This window comes from Sulfolobus sp. E5-1-F (assembly GCF_009601705.1).
Classification (GTDB): domain Archaea; phylum Thermoproteota; class Thermoprotei_A; order Sulfolobales; family Sulfolobaceae; genus Saccharolobus.
In genome coordinates this window covers 2,011,676-2,027,362 of record NZ_CP045687.1, presented here as the reverse complement: position 1 = coordinate 2,027,362, position 15,687 = coordinate 2,011,676, and the positions used below count along the sequence as shown (strand labels likewise).

General features: G+C 33.8%; 21 protein-coding genes and 4 tRNA genes. 5 read left to right on the top strand and 20 right to left on the bottom strand.

The window, feature by feature from the left end; translation table 11 throughout:
* Nucleotides 1-2: 2 nt before the first annotated feature.
* Nucleotides 3-266, bottom strand: coding sequence for a U6 snRNA-associated Sm-like protein LSm6 (locus GFS03_RS10615; protein ID WP_153424056.1), 264 nt, complete (start codon nucleotides 264-266; stop codon nucleotides 3-5).
* Between the two features lie 106 nt (nucleotides 267-372).
* Between GFS03_RS10615 and GFS03_RS10610 the strand changes: the two genes are divergently transcribed.
* Nucleotides 373-672, top strand: a complete 300-nt coding sequence (locus tag GFS03_RS10610) for an ArsR/SmtB family transcription factor (protein ID WP_153424055.1) — start codon at nucleotides 373-375, stop codon at nucleotides 670-672.
* Here the strand turns inward: GFS03_RS10610 and GFS03_RS10605 are convergent.
* A complete protein-coding gene (locus GFS03_RS10605; protein WP_153424054.1) occupies nucleotides 640-2,247 on the bottom strand; it encodes a CTP synthase in 1,608 nt (535 codons plus the stop codon). The genes GFS03_RS10610 and GFS03_RS10605 overlap by 33 nt on opposite strands.
* Before the next feature lie 90 nt (nucleotides 2,248-2,337).
* Between GFS03_RS10605 and GFS03_RS10600 the strand changes: the two genes are divergently transcribed.
* Both GFS03_RS10600 and GFS03_RS10595 read left to right on the top strand, forming a co-directional pair.
* Nucleotides 2,338-3,015 (top strand): orotidine 5'-phosphate decarboxylase / HUMPS family protein, encoded by a 678-nt coding sequence (locus tag GFS03_RS10600; protein ID WP_153424053.1) that lies wholly within the window; start codon nucleotides 2,338-2,340, stop codon nucleotides 3,013-3,015.
* A gap of 22 nt (nucleotides 3,016-3,037) precedes the next feature.
* Nucleotides 3,038-3,505: a DUF1411 domain-containing protein gene (locus GFS03_RS10595; RefSeq protein WP_153424052.1), complete on the top strand. Its 468-nt coding sequence runs from the start codon at nucleotides 3,038-3,040 to the stop codon at nucleotides 3,503-3,505.
* Nucleotides 3,506-3,519: 14 nt separating this feature from the next.
* Here GFS03_RS10595 and GFS03_RS10590 read toward each other — a convergent pair whose 3' ends face one another.
* From GFS03_RS10590 to coaBC, 5 genes are all read right to left on the bottom strand, one after another.
* Nucleotides 3,520-3,939, bottom strand: a complete 420-nt coding sequence (locus GFS03_RS10590) for a DUF2153 domain-containing protein (protein WP_153424051.1) — start codon at nucleotides 3,937-3,939, stop codon at nucleotides 3,520-3,522.
* A 42-nt stretch (nucleotides 3,940-3,981) separates the two neighbouring features.
* Nucleotides 3,982-4,371: a Trm112 family protein gene (locus GFS03_RS10585; protein WP_153424050.1), complete on the bottom strand. Its 390-nt coding sequence runs from the start codon at nucleotides 4,369-4,371 to the stop codon at nucleotides 3,982-3,984.
* Nucleotides 4,368-5,735, bottom strand: a complete 1,368-nt coding sequence (gene glmM, locus GFS03_RS10580) for a phosphoglucosamine mutase (protein WP_153424049.1) — start codon at nucleotides 5,733-5,735, stop codon at nucleotides 4,368-4,370. The genes GFS03_RS10585 and glmM overlap by 4 nt, the downstream gene beginning before the upstream one ends.
* Nucleotides 5,736-5,802: 67 nt before the next feature.
* Nucleotides 5,803-5,876 (bottom strand) — tRNA-His (locus tag GFS03_RS10575).
* A gap of 49 nt (nucleotides 5,877-5,925) precedes the next feature.
* The gene (gene coaBC / locus GFS03_RS10570) at nucleotides 5,926-7,167 is read right to left on the bottom strand and encodes a bifunctional phosphopantothenoylcysteine decarboxylase/phosphopantothenate--cysteine ligase CoaBC (RefSeq protein ID WP_153424048.1); all 1,242 of its coding nucleotides are present in this window, start codon (nucleotides 7,165-7,167) and stop codon (nucleotides 5,926-5,928) included.
* A 32-nt stretch (nucleotides 7,168-7,199) separates the two neighbouring features.
* Here coaBC and rimI point away from each other — a divergent pair, with 32 nt between their 5' ends.
* The gene (gene rimI / locus GFS03_RS10565) at nucleotides 7,200-7,703 is read left to right on the top strand and encodes a ribosomal protein S18-alanine N-acetyltransferase (protein ID WP_181443807.1); all 504 of its coding nucleotides are present in this window, start codon (nucleotides 7,200-7,202) and stop codon (nucleotides 7,701-7,703) included.
* On the opposite strand, the gene GFS03_RS10560 is transcribed toward rimI, so the two are convergent.
* The 10 genes from GFS03_RS10560 to GFS03_RS10515 all read right to left on the bottom strand — a co-directional run bounded on the left by GFS03_RS10560 (nucleotide 7,684) and on the right by GFS03_RS10515 (nucleotide 13,840).
* Entirely contained in the window at nucleotides 7,684-8,190 is a 507-nt protein-coding gene (locus tag GFS03_RS10560; RefSeq protein ID WP_153424046.1) for a hypothetical protein, read from the bottom strand. The genes rimI and GFS03_RS10560 overlap by 20 nt on opposite strands.
* Nucleotides 8,141-9,028 carry a triphosphoribosyl-dephospho-CoA synthase gene (locus GFS03_RS10555; RefSeq protein ID WP_153424045.1) on the bottom strand — a complete coding sequence of 296 codons (888 nt, stop codon included), beginning with the start codon at nucleotides 9,026-9,028 and terminating at the stop codon, nucleotides 8,141-8,143. The genes GFS03_RS10560 and GFS03_RS10555 overlap by 50 nt, the downstream gene beginning before the upstream one ends.
* Nucleotides 9,000-9,899 carry a nucleotidyltransferase domain-containing protein gene (locus GFS03_RS10550; RefSeq protein ID WP_153424044.1) on the bottom strand — a complete coding sequence of 300 codons (900 nt, stop codon included), beginning with the start codon at nucleotides 9,897-9,899 and terminating at the stop codon, nucleotides 9,000-9,002. Before GFS03_RS10550 ends, GFS03_RS10555 begins: the two co-directional genes overlap by 29 nt.
* Nucleotides 9,863-10,753 carry a DUF1464 family protein gene (locus tag GFS03_RS10545; protein WP_153424043.1) on the bottom strand — a complete coding sequence of 297 codons (891 nt, stop codon included), beginning with the start codon at nucleotides 10,751-10,753 and terminating at the stop codon, nucleotides 9,863-9,865. Before GFS03_RS10545 ends, GFS03_RS10550 begins: the two co-directional genes overlap by 37 nt.
* A 159-nt stretch (nucleotides 10,754-10,912) precedes the next feature.
* A tRNA-Asp gene (locus tag GFS03_RS10540) sits at nucleotides 10,913-10,985 on the bottom strand.
* 93 nt (nucleotides 10,986-11,078) lie between these two features.
* Nucleotides 11,079-11,180, bottom strand: a tRNA-Met gene (locus tag GFS03_RS10535).
* Nucleotides 11,181-11,450: 270 nt separating this feature from the next.
* Nucleotides 11,451-11,534, bottom strand: a tRNA-Ser gene (locus tag GFS03_RS10530).
* Between the two features lie 36 nt (nucleotides 11,535-11,570).
* Nucleotides 11,571-11,879, bottom strand: coding sequence for a 30S ribosomal protein S10 (gene rpsJ / locus GFS03_RS10525; protein WP_009990464.1), 309 nt, complete (start codon nucleotides 11,877-11,879; stop codon nucleotides 11,571-11,573).
* A 26-nt stretch (nucleotides 11,880-11,905) separates the two neighbouring features.
* On the bottom strand, nucleotides 11,906-13,213 hold the full coding sequence (gene tuf, locus GFS03_RS10520; protein WP_153424042.1) for a translation elongation factor EF-1 subunit alpha: 1,308 nt from the start codon (nucleotides 13,211-13,213) through the stop codon (nucleotides 11,906-11,908).
* Between the two features lie 45 nt (nucleotides 13,214-13,258).
* The gene (locus tag GFS03_RS10515) at nucleotides 13,259-13,840 is read right to left on the bottom strand and encodes a 30S ribosomal protein S7 (RefSeq protein ID WP_153424041.1); all 582 of its coding nucleotides are present in this window, start codon (nucleotides 13,838-13,840) and stop codon (nucleotides 13,259-13,261) included.
* Between the two features lie 78 nt (nucleotides 13,841-13,918).
* Between GFS03_RS10515 and GFS03_RS10510 the strand changes: the two genes are divergently transcribed.
* Nucleotides 13,919-14,395, top strand: coding sequence for a bifunctional nuclease family protein (locus GFS03_RS10510; RefSeq protein ID WP_153424040.1), 477 nt, complete (start codon nucleotides 13,919-13,921; stop codon nucleotides 14,393-14,395).
* Between the two features lie 78 nt (nucleotides 14,396-14,473).
* On the opposite strand, the gene GFS03_RS10505 is transcribed toward GFS03_RS10510, so the two are convergent.
* The 3 genes from GFS03_RS10505 to GFS03_RS10495 are packed head-to-tail and all read right to left on the bottom strand — an operon-like array spanning nucleotide 14,474 to nucleotide 15,686.
* Nucleotides 14,474-14,917, bottom strand: coding sequence for a 30S ribosomal protein S12 (locus tag GFS03_RS10505; protein WP_153424039.1), 444 nt, complete (start codon nucleotides 14,915-14,917; stop codon nucleotides 14,474-14,476).
* Nucleotides 14,918-14,930: 13 nt separating this feature from the next.
* Nucleotides 14,931-15,362: a NusA-like transcription termination signal-binding factor gene (locus tag GFS03_RS10500; protein WP_153424038.1), complete on the bottom strand. Its 432-nt coding sequence runs from the start codon at nucleotides 15,360-15,362 to the stop codon at nucleotides 14,931-14,933.
* 6 nt (nucleotides 15,363-15,368) lie between these two features.
* On the bottom strand, nucleotides 15,369-15,686 hold the full coding sequence (locus tag GFS03_RS10495; RefSeq protein WP_153424037.1) for a 50S ribosomal protein L30e: 318 nt from the start codon (nucleotides 15,684-15,686) through the stop codon (nucleotides 15,369-15,371).
* Nucleotide 15,687: the final 1 nt, after the last annotated feature.

Sequence of the window (15,687 nt, the reverse complement as noted above, 5' to 3'; positions counted from 1 at the left end):
TCTTATTTCTCACTATTCATAACTGTCTCATAGTCAACGCTAATGAATAGTATATTACTACCTCTTATAAGTACCCTACCATATTTTGCTACTGGTTCAGAAGTACCTTCTCTAATTTCAGTGCAATCTCTTAATACTAAATTCATAGTACCGTCAGTTTGCTCTAGTTTTCCAATGTACTCTGAGCCATCCTTGAGTTTTACCAGCACTACCCTATTTATTGCAGTTCTTAGACTCTTCAACGGATTTTCTACTTTTGCTTGCACAATATCATCCCTCTATTTTCTAATTTAAATTTTCTCTTGTAAGCTTTAGCTTGCTGGAATATATGCATTATTGTTTATTAGAGTTAGCAATTAGAAGCTAATATTCATGGATCTAGTAATTGATGATCCAGAGAAAATCTACGAAATTTCGAAAGCGTTATCTACAATGACTAGAATAAATATACTGCAACTAGTTTCAACAATGCCAATGAGTATAACAGAGCTAACTGAAAAACTTAATATGAGTAAGGGAAACATAAGCTCACATATTTCTGAACTTGAAAATTTAGGTCTGGTTGAAGTTGAATATCAGAATGGAATAAAAGGAATAAAAAAGATTATAAAAGCAAAATATGATAAAATCATAATAGTTTTAAAGACTAGCAGCAGCCCTAATGAAACCTAAATATATAGGAGATGGTGCTGTTGGCCTACTCTTAAATTCTGGATGAGCTTGAGTTGCTATAAAGAATTTATTAGAAGGTAACTCTATAATTTCGACTAAACCATTTTCACTAATACCAGAAACAACTAATCCTGCACTTTCTAGTAAATCAACGTATTTAGGATTTACCTCATATCTATGTCTATGCCTTTCATATACAACCTTTTTATCATATAGTTGATATGCAATTGTCCCTTCTTTTATTATAATCTTCTGGGCTCCTAGTCTCATGGTACCTCCTAGCTGAGTTACATTTTTTTGATCATCTAGTAAAGTAATAACCGGATCCCTAGTATTTGGATTAATTTCAGTTGAATTAGCATCGCTAAGACCTAGAACATCTCTAGCAAATTCTACTACAGATAGTTGAAAACCAAAGCATATACCCAAGAATGGTATATTATGTTCTCTAGCATACTTTATAGCTTTAATTTTGCCTTCAGCTCCTCTGCTTCCAAACCCGGGTAAAACTATAATTCCATTAGCCTTCCCTAATACCTCGTCTAAATTTATGGAATCTTTTTCTAAATCAGTTGACTCTATCCATATAAGGTTAGGCCTTACTCCTAAATGTGCTGAAGCGTGATAAATTGCTTCTTTTATACTGATATAACTATCTTTTAGCTTTGTATACTTCCCAACTAGCGCAATATTAATGATTTTTTTACTATTGATTCCTTTTATATTATTGACGAAGTTTATCCAATCTGTTAAATCTATTTGTCTATCCTCTAATTTAAGCCTACTAAGTATCTTAGAAACTAATTTCTGGTTTTCTAGTATAATGGGTACTTCGTAAGATGTTTCTACATCATAACTAGAGACTATATGATCTACCTTAACGTTAGTAAACAGAGCAATTTTACGCCTAGTTTCCTCATCTAAGGCTAATGTTGCTCTACCAACAATAAAATCTGGTTGTATTCCAATTCTTCTTAATTCTTGTACACTATGCTGCAATGGTTTAGTTTTCAGTTCTCCAGTTACAGATAAATATTCTACTAAAGCTATATGCACAAAAACAACATTATCTTCTCCTTCTTCTAGTTTAAGCTGCCTAACTGCTTCTAAAAATGGTAAACTTTCTATATCCCCTACGGTGCCACCTATTTCCACTAAGGTAATCTCTGCGTTATTTATCTTACTTGCATATCTTATCATATCCTTTATCTGATCTGTAACGTGAGGGATAATCTGCACGGTTTGACCTAAATATTTACCTTCTCTTTCTTTCTTTATAACCTCAAAATACACCTTACCTGCTGTAATGTTATTATATTTTGTCATATTAATATCCATAAATCTCTCATAATGACCTAAATCTAAATCCGTCTCTGCACCATCTTCAGTTACAAATACTTCACCATGCATATAAGGATTCATTGTGCCCGCGTCAACATTAATATACGGATCTATTTTTATTGCAGTTACTTTGTATCCTCTTCTTTTAAGTAGCATACCAATAGAGGCAACTAACGTACCTTTACCAACACTTGATAAAACCCCACCTGTGACGATTATATACTTATTAGACACTAATATTCACAGTAATTTGCATTCACTGCTATAAAATAAAAAGTCACTGTCAATTACTTTAAGTACTTTTAAAGCACATATTAACCTTAAATGAGAGAGGTACTACTTGAAAAACTTCATTCTGAAAAATTTTTACAAATAGCTCTAGATTTTATAGATATCAATGATGCAATAAGAGTAGTTAATGAAGTTAAAGATCTAGAAAACGAAATCATTGAAATAGGAACACCACTACTAAAATCATTCGGGATAGAAGGAATAAGAAAAATAAAATCAATAGTACCAGATAAAATAATTGTAGCTGATACTAAAACTGCAGATGCAGGAGATGTTGAAGTTGAAATTGCTAAATTAGGTGGAGCTAACATAATGACAGTTTTAGGAATAATGGATGATTCCACTATTCATTCAGCAGTAAAAAAGGCTAGAGAATTAGATATATTAGTCCAAGCTGATTTGATCAACGTTAAAAATATATATGAAAGAGCAAAAGAGCTAAAACAATTGGGAGTAGATATTATAGGTTTCCATGTAGGTTTGGATGTACAAAAAAGTAGAGGCATTAGTGTAGCAGATTTAAAGAATGAGATTAGAAAGGTATCTGAACTAGACTTAATAATATCAATAGCTGGAGGATTAAATAAAGATAGAATTTTAGAACTCATAGATCTACCAGTAAGCATATATGTAGTAGGAGGAGCGATAACTCGAAGTAAGGAACCTAAGAACGTCTCTAAAGAGATAGTTAACATATTAAAGGGGAGATAATAGTTATATATGGGGTTTAAATTTGTCACAACCAGGACAACAAAAGTCTAAAGACGTGAAGATGGTATCTAAACAAGTTATAAGTTCTAATATAATAAATGAAGATAAGAGAAAATTGCAGTTATTATATATAATAAGACAAATAGGAAAATTAACCGAAAAATCTATAATAATGTTATTATACGAATTGAAGCAGAAAGGTATTGATTTAGGATATCAATTCAACGTAATAGGAAACAATGTGTTTAGTTTAATGGCAAAAGAAGACTTAACTTCGCTCTTATATCTAGGGCTAATAGAAAATGATCCGATATCTAAGAAAATAGGTATCTCAAGCAATGGTATAGAGATGTTAGACAAAGCTCAAATAGAAGAGGACTTCAAAAATAAATTAGCTCAGGCTCTAAATGAAATAAAAACAAAAATACTCGCATATGACGAAGAGTATAACCTAAAGATAAAAAATGAGATGAAATTGAGAAGGAGATAATTAATAAAAAATTTTTAAATCGTAGATAGTGGACCTCTTCTTTCTCTTTCTGGATGTTCCTCTGTTACTGGTCTGGTCCAGATTAATGGATCCAATTTACCTTCTTTGCTCATCTTTGAGATCATTTCTCTAAATTGGCTCGTATGTCTAATATCTAACTCTAATAACCTCTGAAGCAATTCCCAACTGGTATTCTTTACATCCTCCAACATTTCTCTAGGCATATGCTTTATAACCATTGGATCTTGCAACCATTGATCAAAGGCTTTTAATGTTCTCATCATATGCTGAAATGCTGTTCTGGACGCTAATATTAAGTCTAATCTATCCATATCCTCAGTTTTCTCCTTTTTCTCCATATCTTTTAAAGTACTCAGTAAATTCTTCTGCAATTTTATCCACTCATCTAAATTTCCTATAAATGAACTCTCCATCACTTACACCATATTATACACTCGTCAAACAAATTAATAAGCTCATTTTAAACGAAATGGAACGCCACTAGTTAGTATTGTCTTCGGAATCTTGTCTTTATGTTTTTCCAAAAATTTGATATCCTCCTCTTCTTTTCTCAGTTTGTCTGGTAACATTCTTGGAATTTCATCAATTATTGGATACCATCTATTACAAGCTTCACAATAAAGCATACCTTCCACTATTTCGTTTCTAATGCATTCCTCGCAAGGAGGAAGAGAGTTCAATTCCTTAATAAATGCAGATTTATATGCACAATATAATTCACACAACGGTTTTTTATCTTCTTGACTTAATTTTCTATCTATTTCCTTTTCTGAGAAAACAAAAAGTTTCAGCGGAAAATGTTTACACATAGGACATGCAAGTAAATCCATTAGCCTATATTTCATACTAACTCACTAACTAACTTTTCTAGCTCTTTAGATAATTCTTTGGATTTATTCTCATCTTTTGCCTCTACTAATATTCTTATTATTGGCTCTGTACCACTTTTCCTAACGAGAAGCCAGAAATCATTACCAATAATCTTTACACCATCTATTGTAACTATATTCCCGTACTTCCCATACTTATCTATTATTTTATCATAAATCTTCTTTATATCACTTTTTTCCGTAATTCTCACTTTTGTTTTCACTAAATAATAAACGGGCAATCTATTAAACAGTTCAGCAGAGTTTTCATTTTCAGATGCCATCATATCTAGCATTAAAGCGAATGACATTGCGCCATCTCTTACCGTCTGATGAGGAGGATACATAAATCCACCATTTTCCTCAAATCCTGCCACTCCTTTTTCCTTAAATAACATATGCGCTATATCTACACTACCTACCTTAGTCCACTTAACCTCTATATTATACTGTTTTAGATATTCTTCAACTAAACTAGAGCTAGAAACTGCGGTATATATACGCTTAGGCAGATTTGGAGCTTTTATCGAAGCCCAATATGACAATAAAGTACCACTTCTATCACCCCATTGAATTCTTCCCATAGAGTCTATGAAAATTGTCCTATCCGCGTCGCCATCATGAGCTACTGCCAAATCTACGCCTAATTGTTTAGCAATTTTTGCAGTTTCACTAAGACTCTCAAATGTGGGTTCTGGTGTTCTAGCTGGAAATAGAGGATCTAAATTCCCGTTAATAGTAAAAACTTTACATCCCAACTCTCTAGCGACAATTGGCGTTACTAATGCACCTACACTATTAGCAGGATCTATGAGAACCTTATACTTTTTATTCCTAATTTTATCAGTATCAACGTGAGAGAGTATCCCTTTTACGTAAGTTTCAATAACTTTGTCTTCTCTTTTCACATCATTTACTAAACCGTTCCATTCTACTACATGAAATTTATCATGAAAGTATATATCTTCTATTTTATCCTCGTCTTCTCTAGATATCTCAATACCATCGGGGGAAAGAACTTTGATACCGTTATATTCTGCTGGATTATGACTCGCAGTTATTATAATACCGCCATCATATCCTAAAGTTTTTACACCGTACTGGAAAGCTGGAGTAGGAGCCATCCCTGCTTCATAGACTAATACACCACTACTCAACAGTCCACTTTCAACGGCTTTAAGCAACATATCTCCTCCAGCTCTTACATCCCTACCTATTAGAATTCTAGCACCTTTACCAAAATATGTTCCTATAGCTTTTCCAATCTTCAACGCAAATTCTGGTTGTAATTCAGTATTAGTAATTCCTCTTATCCCATCTGTTCCAAATAACTTACCCATATAATAGTATAAAATGTCATGAAATATAAAAATGAGCTTTATGTATATTAGCACAATTACATGGAAGGGCTCGGGCCGGGATTTGAACCCGGGACTTCCGGGTCCACAGCCCGGCGCTCTCCCAGGCTGAGCTACCCGAGCCAGCCGCTATTGTATATCATTATCTAATTCATTTTAAACTCTTCTTTTATCATCTTTTTAATTGCTCCTTCACTATATCCAATATCTTCCTCGCTACTACTGTCTTAAAATCCTTTTCTATCTTCCTTACATTACCAGCCTTATCTATAACTATAACTTCGTTATATTCTGATGAAAATCCTATATCCTTCCTCCTAACATTATTTGCCACAATTAAATCAAATCCGTGTCTTCTCATCTTAATTTTAGCTTTCTCTACTAACTCCTCATCAGAATTTACAGTCTCCGCAGAAAAACCAACCAATAATATATTATATTTCCTAATATATTCAGAAATTTTTGGTGTTCTTTCTAATTCAACCTTAGGTATTTCTGTATGACTATCTATCTTACTGTCAAATCTGTTTTTAAACTTATAATCAGCAGGAGCTCCTGCTAAAATTACAACACTAAACTTATCATTTTCTATACTTTTTACAACTTCATTAAGCATTTCCTCAGTTGTCTCTATGCGCACTATATCCCTAACGTAAGGCTCTAGCTTAGAACTTATAGGACCACAAATAACTCTAACATTTGCTCCTCTAAAATAAGCTTCATTCGCAATAGATATCCCCATAGTTCCGCTACTAGGATTTGAAACAAACCTGACAGAGTCTAAGTACTCACGTGTAGGCCCAGCAGTAACTAATATATTAAGTCCAGATAAGTCTTTTCCTCTCAAAATAAATGAGGTTATTCTGCCAGCTAGGTACTCTAATTCCGGATAATGCGCTAAATCTCCTATTATATCTGGTTCTATTATCTCTACTCCTATCCCCTTTAACCTATTTACAGCATCTGCGACCTGAGGTGAAATATACATTTGTAAATGCATTGAAGGAACTATGATTAAGGGTTTTTTCATACCAACAAAATTCAATGCAGTAGCAGTTATTGGCGTATCAGCTATTCCATAAGCTATCTTTACTATAGTATTCGCAGTAGATGGAGCTATAATCATCACATCATTATCTTCTGCTAATGAAACGTGTTCTAAGTCACCAGTAAGCTTAGCAACCACATCCTTCCCAGTAGCCCACTTAAACATCTCTGGAGAAATTAGTTTCGCTGCATCTTTACTCATGATAACGCTCACTTCTGCACCATTCCTCATTAAACTTCTGGCTAAATCCAATGACTTATATATTGCTACGCTTCCAGTTACTGCTAATAATACCTTTTTGTCAGCTAGTTCCTTACTTACACTTCCAATTATTTTCTTTGAAGGATGAGCCATATATGTGTGCATATATATTAACTACATTATATAAAGATATTGATATGGAGCTCGCAGAAAAAGATAAAGGAAGAGATTTCACACTGAGAAATGCAAGAATGGATGATATAGATCAAATAATAAAAATAAATAGACTAACACTTCCAGAAAATTACCCATATTATTTTTTCGTCGAACACTTAAAGGAATATGGTCTGGCATTTTTTGTAGCCATAGCTGATGATAAAGTAGTAGGATATATAATGCCTAGAATAGAATGGGGATTTAGTAACATTAAGCAGTTACCTTCATTGGTTAGAAAAGGACATGTGGTTTCAATAGCGGTATTAGAAGAATATAGAAGAAAAGGAATAGCTACTGCATTATTAGAAGCTTCAATGAAAAGCATGAAAAATGACTATAATGCTGAGGAAATATATTTAGAAGTAAGAGTTACAAATTATCCTGCAATTGCCCTTTATGAGAAACTGAATTTTAAAAAAGTTAAGGTACTAAAAGGTTACTATGCTGATGGAGAAGATGCTTATCTTATGGCAAGGCAACTCTAGCCAGTTTTACCTCACCTTTTTCTGAGTCATACTCAACATAATACCCCTTACTGAAATTACCAATAGATACAACCTTTGTATTATTTATATAATACTCCTTTTGAATCTCAGAATGAGCGTGAAAAAGAATCTTAGGTTGATTAGATAATACCCTAGCCATAATCTCTTGAGAACCAACTTTAACATCATTTATAATCCCAGTAATTGAGCCTTTTGGGGGATAATGCGAAATCACAATATTTGTTGAAAAGTCTGAAGAGATATTGAAATATTTCTCGAGATATTTACCAGTGTTCTTTAAATATTTAAACACTGAAACATCTTCCATATCACCAACTATTCCTATAAAATTTCTTATAAACTGAGGACACTCAATATCCCCTAATCCAATGAAAAGGTCAGCGTTAAGCTCATTTACCAAATTTATAAGATCTAAATCACATGGAAACCCTGCTATGAGGATTATCCTTCTTGCTATACCATTCATCTAAATAGTATATAGCTAATGAGGATGCTATAAGATCAGCTGTTGACCCTGGATTAAAATTATTTACAATCAAATACTCATTAAGCCACTTTAGCTCGTTATAAGATGGACAATCATTAGAGGAAACCAGTCTGGCTAACTTAGACACTTTTAATGCAGCATAAGCTCCATATTTTTTATAAATCAAAGTATCTGGATAATTTGAGAGTATATACAAAAACGCTTTTTGCACATCTCTCTCGAACCCACAAAGACCTTCCTTTATGACTTTATATGCATTAAATGTAATGGAATAATCGCTAACTATATTTAACGCTACTATATCATATTTTGATGAAAACTTCATAAGCGTAAAAAAGTCAACATTCTCTATCTCCCTATAATCCATCAAACTTAATCTACCTAAATATTTCAAATTTAACTCTTTTAACGTATCCAGAAACCATTTACTCTCTTGAGCTCCAAAACTCCTTATGAGTTTAGCAACTTTTTTCTTCAACTCAAAAACGTTATCACTCCTAGCAGCCTCATATGCAATGGGTGCAATTAAAAGATAAGTACCAAGTAGCTGATATTCAAATCCAAATTTCCTAGAACGAGTTATTAATTCAACTAGCGTATCATAGAGTCTCATAATCCCCTTAAATCCCCTTATGCATAACTCTCTATAATACGTAGAAGAAATTAACGCACTTTTAAGTATATCAATATATTTCACATTAGCGAGGTCTTGAAATCTGCTTGCGTTACCTGGTTTAAAAATATATGATTCCACAACAGAAGCTTGAGATAAAATGAAAGAGACATCATTACAGTGGTCTAACAAATCCTCTGACATCCCTATCACCAACAAGTACAACGTTCTCCTTCTCACACCTCATTAATAAACCCTCAATCTCAACCTGTCTCTCTCCAAATAAAACTGATGAAAAAATACCCTCATAACTTATTATTCTGGCAACGTTATATTCATTATTACTTAAAACATACGCAATAGAAGGGTAAATTAAAGCCTCATAACTACCTGAAATATGAGCTCTAAATCTCACCTTACCTACTTTTTTACAAACATCGTTACAGTATCTCCAAGGTTTGTCATCAGCGAAGAGTATAGAAATCTTCGTACCATTATATATTCCTCGTCTCCTATTATCATATAATAAATTTGCAAAATCTATACCATAATTCTCATTAGCTTCAATAATCCACTCATAATCCTTCTCAAATCCGTCAAAAGATTCAATGAAATCTAAGGCACTCTTGCGCCCATATATTATTATATCAATGTCAGAGTTTTCGTGATAATTACCTAGTAAAATGGATCCAGTGACACCTACATTGTTTACTCTCACATATTCTTCTATAAAATTAATGAGAGTATAGATTATATTATCACTAGTACTTTTCTTCAGTATCTCTTGCAACCTTTCTTCAGGTTTTAAATGTCTAGAAATATTAGATAGGAGAACTATAGGAAAGAATGCATCGTAACAACTCTCAAAATTAAACATTTGATTAATCTTACTAAGATTATGAACACCATACTTCTTAAGTACCCTCTCATATCCTTTCCAAAGACCTTTACCAGTATAAATATATTTCAAATAAGCAAAAACGTAACCAGGAGGATTATAGTTAGTTAAAATGGTATATACATTACCTTCTCTATCAATTATAATGTCTCTATCCAAGAAATAATCTCTCCCCATTCTTTCAGCCTCACGAATGAGATTGGAGTCCCACTACTTTCTAACATATTAGTATAGCAACGTAAAGTTCCACCAAAATACGCATTAGCAATAAACGCTGCTCCAACTGCAGCCTCTTTAAACTTAAAATCGTATTTCTCACCAATCCCTAGGAAATTCTTATTATATCCTGATACTATAATTGGTAACTTATACTTCTCACTATACCATTCCACTATAATCCTAACAAGGTCTAAATTTCTACCAACATTATAAATAGTTGACTTATCAATCCTAGAATATTTATGAAGAAGATAAGCTATCTCTCCATCTAAGCCAGCCAAATATGTTCCACCGTAGCCATCAACAATTTTACCGTTCATAACGATAACAATTGCTGTAAATTTTCTCCCCATTTCAACTAGAATAAAATCATCTAGTTTAAGATAAACCCTGTAGAAAAACGCAGAAGCAACTTTATCTGCAGTACCCTTATCTATAATGTTTATCTTTTTTTCGCTAGATATACTGTCTAGCTCAATTACTGATGGAAGTGTAAAAGAATTGTACAAGGCTAAATATTGCTTTGAAGCTAATACAAAATCCCTTAAAGGACCATGAGATAATGGATCTTTTAGCGTAAGAAGAAATATTTCCCTATAGTTAACGTCTCTAATGTTATAAAAAGGTAATCCATGGCCAGAAGGTAAAGCCACTGCAATAGGTCTATAACCCGCTATTAACTTAGCTAAAACTATAGCGTTTTTCTCTACGAGATCTGTAGATATCTCAAAATATTTAACCAAATTCCCTATCTCATCAACAAATGCAAAAGCATAACTTTCACTACCTGGATCAATACCGACATAGATCATCAGTGGCTGCCTCGCGATATCACTATTTCAAAACGGCTTTTCGTCATCATCAAAATCAAGATAGTATAACACAAGTATATAAAGTATAAAGATTCTACTCCCACCTTAAGGCTTCTTACCTCATCCCATGTATATAAAGTCCTTGTAAAAATACAAATACGCCGCGGCCGGGATTTGAACCCGGGTCAGGGGCTCGACAGGCCCCCATCCTAGACCACTAGACTACCGCGGCAATTTCACGTATGCATGAGTATCTACTAATAACTTACTTAAAAAGCCTTCGCTCGCTAAAATCCTCAAGCAATACATAAGATATTAAATGAAATGGTAGCGGGGCCTGGATTTGAACCAGGGACCTCGGGGTTTCCCAACGCGTGTTCAAAGAGTATATGAGCCCCGCGGCCTTACCAGGCTAGCCCACCCCGCTATTCTACCCCGCCATTTTAAAATATAATCTACAGTACCTTTAAAGTTATTGTTATCCTTTCCACTAGAATAACTTACTCAAACTCTTGAGGAATTTTCATCTTTGTTATAAAATTACAGATTTAATTTACAATTATTTAAGTAATATGATAGAGCTACTTTCACATCAAATAAGAATGATAAATACGAGGAAATTAATGGAGTTTGAGTTTTAAAACAATTAACATTTTGTACAGCCATACTAGCTAGAAATATAATTGAAATTTACAAGCGCCGGGGACGGGATTTGAACCCGTGCGGGGAAACCCCCACTGGCTCTCCAGGCCAGCCCCTTAGTCCGCTCGGGCACCCCGGCACTCTATTACAATTATATATAGAAGGGTAAAAAGGTTTATATTAATTGTATCTCGATGTAAACGTCTTCTGGTACCCTTACTCTCATTAATTGCCTCATTACACGTTCATCTGCTGCAATATCTATTAATCTCTTATGTACTCTCATTTCCCATTTTTCCCACTTTTTCCTTCCTTCCCCGTGAGGAAGCCTCATTATTGGAACTTCCAGCTTACTAGTTGGCAATGGTATCGGACCTCTCATTTCTATTCCTGTTTTCTCAACGATACCCCTTATTTGCGTTATAACGTAGTTTAAATTCTCCACATTAGTACTCCATAATCGAATTCTAGCTTTTGTAGGCATAAAAACCACCAATAAAAAAATTAAAATTATTTGATTTCTACTTTGGCTGGTTTTACATCAACAATTATGCCAACTCCAACAGTCTTACCCATATCTCTCATGGCAAATCTGCCTAATGGTGGGAACTCGTTATACTTCTCTACGCATAATGGTTTGATTGGTTTAAATTTGACTATTGCAACATCTCCTTGTTTTAGGAACTGTGGGTTCTTTTCTGCCTCTTGACCAGTTCTTGGATCTAATTTAGACACTAATTCAGAAACCCTGCATGCTATACTTGCAGTATGAACGTGAATTACTGGCGTATAACCATTTGCCAATGCCGTAGGATGCCATACTACTATTATTCTGGCAGTAAATTCATCAGCAACAGTAGGTGGATTATTTGGATGACCTACAACATCTCCTCTCTTTATATCTTTCTTTTCGACACCTCTAACGTTGAATCCAATGTTGTCACCAGGTTCCGCTTTATCCATTTTAGTATGATGAGTCTCTATGGATCTAACTTCACCTACTTTGCCCGCTGGCATAAATACGATTTTATCACCGACCTTTAACACTCCACTTTCTACTCTACCTACTGGTACAGTACCTACTCCGGAGATGGAGTAAACGTCTTGGATTGGAATTCTTAATGGTTTGTCTACTGGTTTTGGCGGTAATTCTAGCTGATCTAAGTATTCTTCCAAGGTAGGACCATTATACCATTTCATATTTTCTGATCTATGAGTTATATTATCGCCAGTAGGTGCTACCACTGGTACAAATCTAACCTTATTTGTATTAAAGCCGTAACTTCTCATAAATTTGCTGACCTGGTCAACAATCTCCTTATAGCGTTTTTCATCATAAGGTGGTTCTGTTAAGTCCATTTTGTTTACTGCCACAATTAATTGATCTAGACCCATAGTCTTTGCTAAAATTATGTGCTCTCTTGTTTGTCCTTCTACGCTCATCCCAGCTTCATATTCACCTTTCTTAGCTGAAACCACTAGAATTGCGGCATCTGCTTGGCTAGCGCCAGTTATCATGTTCTTTACGAAGTCTCTATGACCGGGGGCATCAATTATCGTAAAGAAGTACTTTTTAGTTTCAAATCTCATGAATGTTAGATTTATTGTTACACCTCTTTCTCTCTCTTCTTTTAATCTATCTAATAGAAATGCGAACTTTTCAGATTCTTTACCTAATTTTTTAGCAGCTTCTTCTGCTTCCTTCACTGTCTTTTCGTCTATGAAACCTCTATCCATTAGTAGTCTTCCCACTAGTGTACTTTTACCGTGATCGATATGACCTATTACTATTAAATTAAGGTGAGGCTTTTGAGACATTTATAACACTCTCTTAACCGATATAGTGATAGAGTTAATAAAAGTTTACCTTGAGCTTAAGGCTATTCTCTCTATCTCTTCTTTTCTTTTAATTGCAAAACTCTTGGGGTCATTATTTGCTGCAGCAATTATTTCTTCCGCTAATGCTTCTTCAATGGGTTTTGGATTATTGAATGAGGCATCCTTGGCACCAATAGCTATATGCCTTAAGGCTAAGTCTATTCTTCTTTGTGGAGCTACATCTACTGCAACGTAATACACTATACCACCGTACATTATTCTCGTAACTTCTTCTCTAGGTGCGCTATTTTCTATGGCTCTAACTAATACTTGTATTGGATTTTGGCCAGTTTTTAAATAAATTATATCAAACGACAATTTTACAATATTATATGCTAGATGTTTCTTTCCTTTATTCCTACCGGGTCTCATTATTTGGTTTATTAACCTCTCAACTATTGGAACCTTAGCCTTACCAAATCTCCTATGCTCGTGCCTACCTCCTGTATGTGGTAAATAAACTGGGATTAGAGAAATATACTTCTTTAAGCTAGGATCTCTGATTTCAACTTTAGTATCCCACTTACCAAATACTTTGATGTCTAATTGCAAGTTATCTAAGGACATCTATTTGTTACCTCTTAATGCTATCTATGATTTGGATATTTAAATTTATGATACATAAGTATATGTAGTGTATACGTGATGAATCTTCAACCAATTAAGGACGAGGATTATATAAAAGTCAACTCTGTTGATGCATTCTTTATGCCTCTTCATGGTATACCAACTATCGTATGCTATTTAGAAGACGGAAGACAATTTTATCTATTTAGTGTACCTGCAGAAATTGTTATAGCAATAAATAAAACAAAGGGAAATAAAGAGGAGGAGTTTAGCGATAAAAGAGAAAATATATATGATATTATCTCCTTTATCCCTGAAATTATGGAGGAGTTTTCTAAGCATATAGAAAAAGTTGTTATAGACGATATGATAAGAGATACAGGAGTTTATGTTGCTACAGTTGAGTTTAAATTTGATGGTGTAATAATTCAGAAAAGAATGATACCAAGTCACGCAATATTTCTTGCCATAATTTCGAATAAACCAATTTTTGTCAAGAAAGGATTAGTTGACGAACAAGAAAAGGAAAGTAGAGAAGGACAACAAAAATTTTAAAATTATCAATCTTACATTACTTTTATATTTATAAACAATTAATAACTAATTATCTATTAAGATATATTTGTAAAATACTTATCTAACTGGCTTTTGCTTCTTGCCTTTATATAACGCATCTAATGACACACCATTTACCATTATAACTTTGTATCTCACTCCAGGTAAGTCACCCATCGATCTACCTAACGTACCTCCAATTCCGGTAATTATGACTTCATCATGTTCGTCAATGAAATTAACACCACCATCCCCAGGTACGAATGCAGTAACAACTCTGCCATTTCTCACTAACTGAACTCTTACGCATTTTCTGACCGCTGAATTTGGTTGCCTTGATTCTATTCCTACTTTCTCTAAAACTATCCCTCTTGCCATTGGTGCTCCTCCTAAAGGATCGTATTTTTCCTTCAACTTTAGTATCTTGTTCTTATACTTTCTTTGACTCCTTCTGAATTTTAACCTTTTTAGTCTTAATTTTCTAGCCGCATATATTCCTTTAGGTGATTTACTCTTACTCACTTTTTCCAACCCCTTAAACTATTACTACATTATCAATATCCATATACCTCTTTAAAATTAGCTTTGCTCTTGCTACATTCCTTCCATTCTTACCTATCGCTAATCCTTTATCTTGAGGATCTATAGTAATATATACTGACTTTTTAGAGCTAGTATTTACTACTTTTACGCCTCTAACTCTAGCTGGACTCATCAGATTTTTTACTAATTCTTCTAAATTATCGCTATAGGCTACTAATTCTATATCTTTACCTATGATTTTCCTTAACCTCTTAACATTAATACCATTTTTACCTATTGCAACTCCCATATCTTTTGAATCCACTAGAAATATTATCCTATTATTTTCATTATCGATTATACAATCCCTTACGTTAGCTCTTGTTACTTCTTGAAATAGAGAAATATAACGTATTTCCTCTGGAGTTAATCTAATTTCTGGCAGAAAAAATCACCTCTCCTTTATAATGTCCAAAATTTTAGAATCTCCTTCATCAACAATGCTTATTGTAGAAATCATAAATGGTTTACCACATAGTGTCCCAAGATCCCAACCGCTACCTTTATATTCATATACGGGCACGTTAGATAACTTAGCATAATACAATATATCTTGCTTAAGGTCTCCCCTCAATGTTGATGCGATAATTACCATCTTCACTTTACTTAATTTTATATATTTTATAGCTCTCTTAGCACCAAAAACAACTTTACCAGTCTTTAAAAGAGTTTTCAACTCTCCTTCAAATGAAACTTGTTGTTCTGACACT

Bases quoted from the DNA above. Each gene is read 5' to 3' on its own strand.
- GFS03_RS10610 (WP_153424055.1), top strand. From the start codon at position 373: ATGGATCTAGTAATTGATGATCCAGAGAAAATCTACGAAATTTCGAAA.
- GFS03_RS10600 (WP_153424053.1), top strand. From the start codon at position 2,338: ATGAGAGAGGTACTACTTGAAAAACTTCATTCTGAAAAATTTTTACAA.
- GFS03_RS10590 (WP_153424051.1), bottom strand. From the start codon at position 3,939: ATGGAGAGTTCATTTATAGGAAATTTAGATGAGTGGATAAAATTGCAG.
- GFS03_RS10585 (WP_153424050.1), bottom strand. From the start codon at position 4,371: ATGAAATATAGGCTAATGGATTTACTTGCATGTCCTATGTGTAAACAT.
- glmM (WP_153424049.1), bottom strand. From the start codon at position 5,735: ATGGGTAAGTTATTTGGAACAGATGGGATAAGAGGAATTACTAATACT.
- coaBC (WP_153424048.1), bottom strand. From the start codon at position 7,167: ATGCACACATATATGGCTCATCCTTCAAAGAAAATAATTGGAAGTGTA.
- rimI (WP_181443807.1), top strand. From the start codon at position 7,200: ATGGAGCTCGCAGAAAAAGATAAAGGAAGAGATTTCACACTGAGAAAT.
- GFS03_RS10560 (WP_153424046.1), bottom strand. From the start codon at position 8,190: ATGAATGGTATAGCAAGAAGGATAATCCTCATAGCAGGGTTTCCATGT.
- GFS03_RS10555 (WP_153424045.1), bottom strand. From the start codon at position 9,028: ATGTCAGAGGATTTGTTAGACCACTGTAATGATGTCTCTTTCATTTTA.
- GFS03_RS10550 (WP_153424044.1), bottom strand. From the start codon at position 9,899: ATGGGGAGAGATTATTTCTTGGATAGAGACATTATAATTGATAGAGAA.
- GFS03_RS10545 (WP_153424043.1), bottom strand. From the start codon at position 10,753: ATGATCTATGTCGGTATTGATCCAGGTAGTGAAAGTTATGCTTTTGCA.
- rpsJ (WP_009990464.1), bottom strand. From the start codon at position 11,879: ATGCCTACAAAAGCTAGAATTCGATTATGGAGTACTAATGTGGAGAAT.
- tuf (WP_153424042.1), bottom strand. From the start codon at position 13,213: ATGTCTCAAAAGCCTCACCTTAATTTAATAGTAATAGGTCATATCGAT.
- GFS03_RS10515 (WP_153424041.1), bottom strand. From the start codon at position 13,840: ATGTCCTTAGATAACTTGCAATTAGACATCAAAGTATTTGGTAAGTGG.
- GFS03_RS10510 (WP_153424040.1), top strand. From the start codon at position 13,919: ATGAATCTTCAACCAATTAAGGACGAGGATTATATAAAAGTCAACTCT.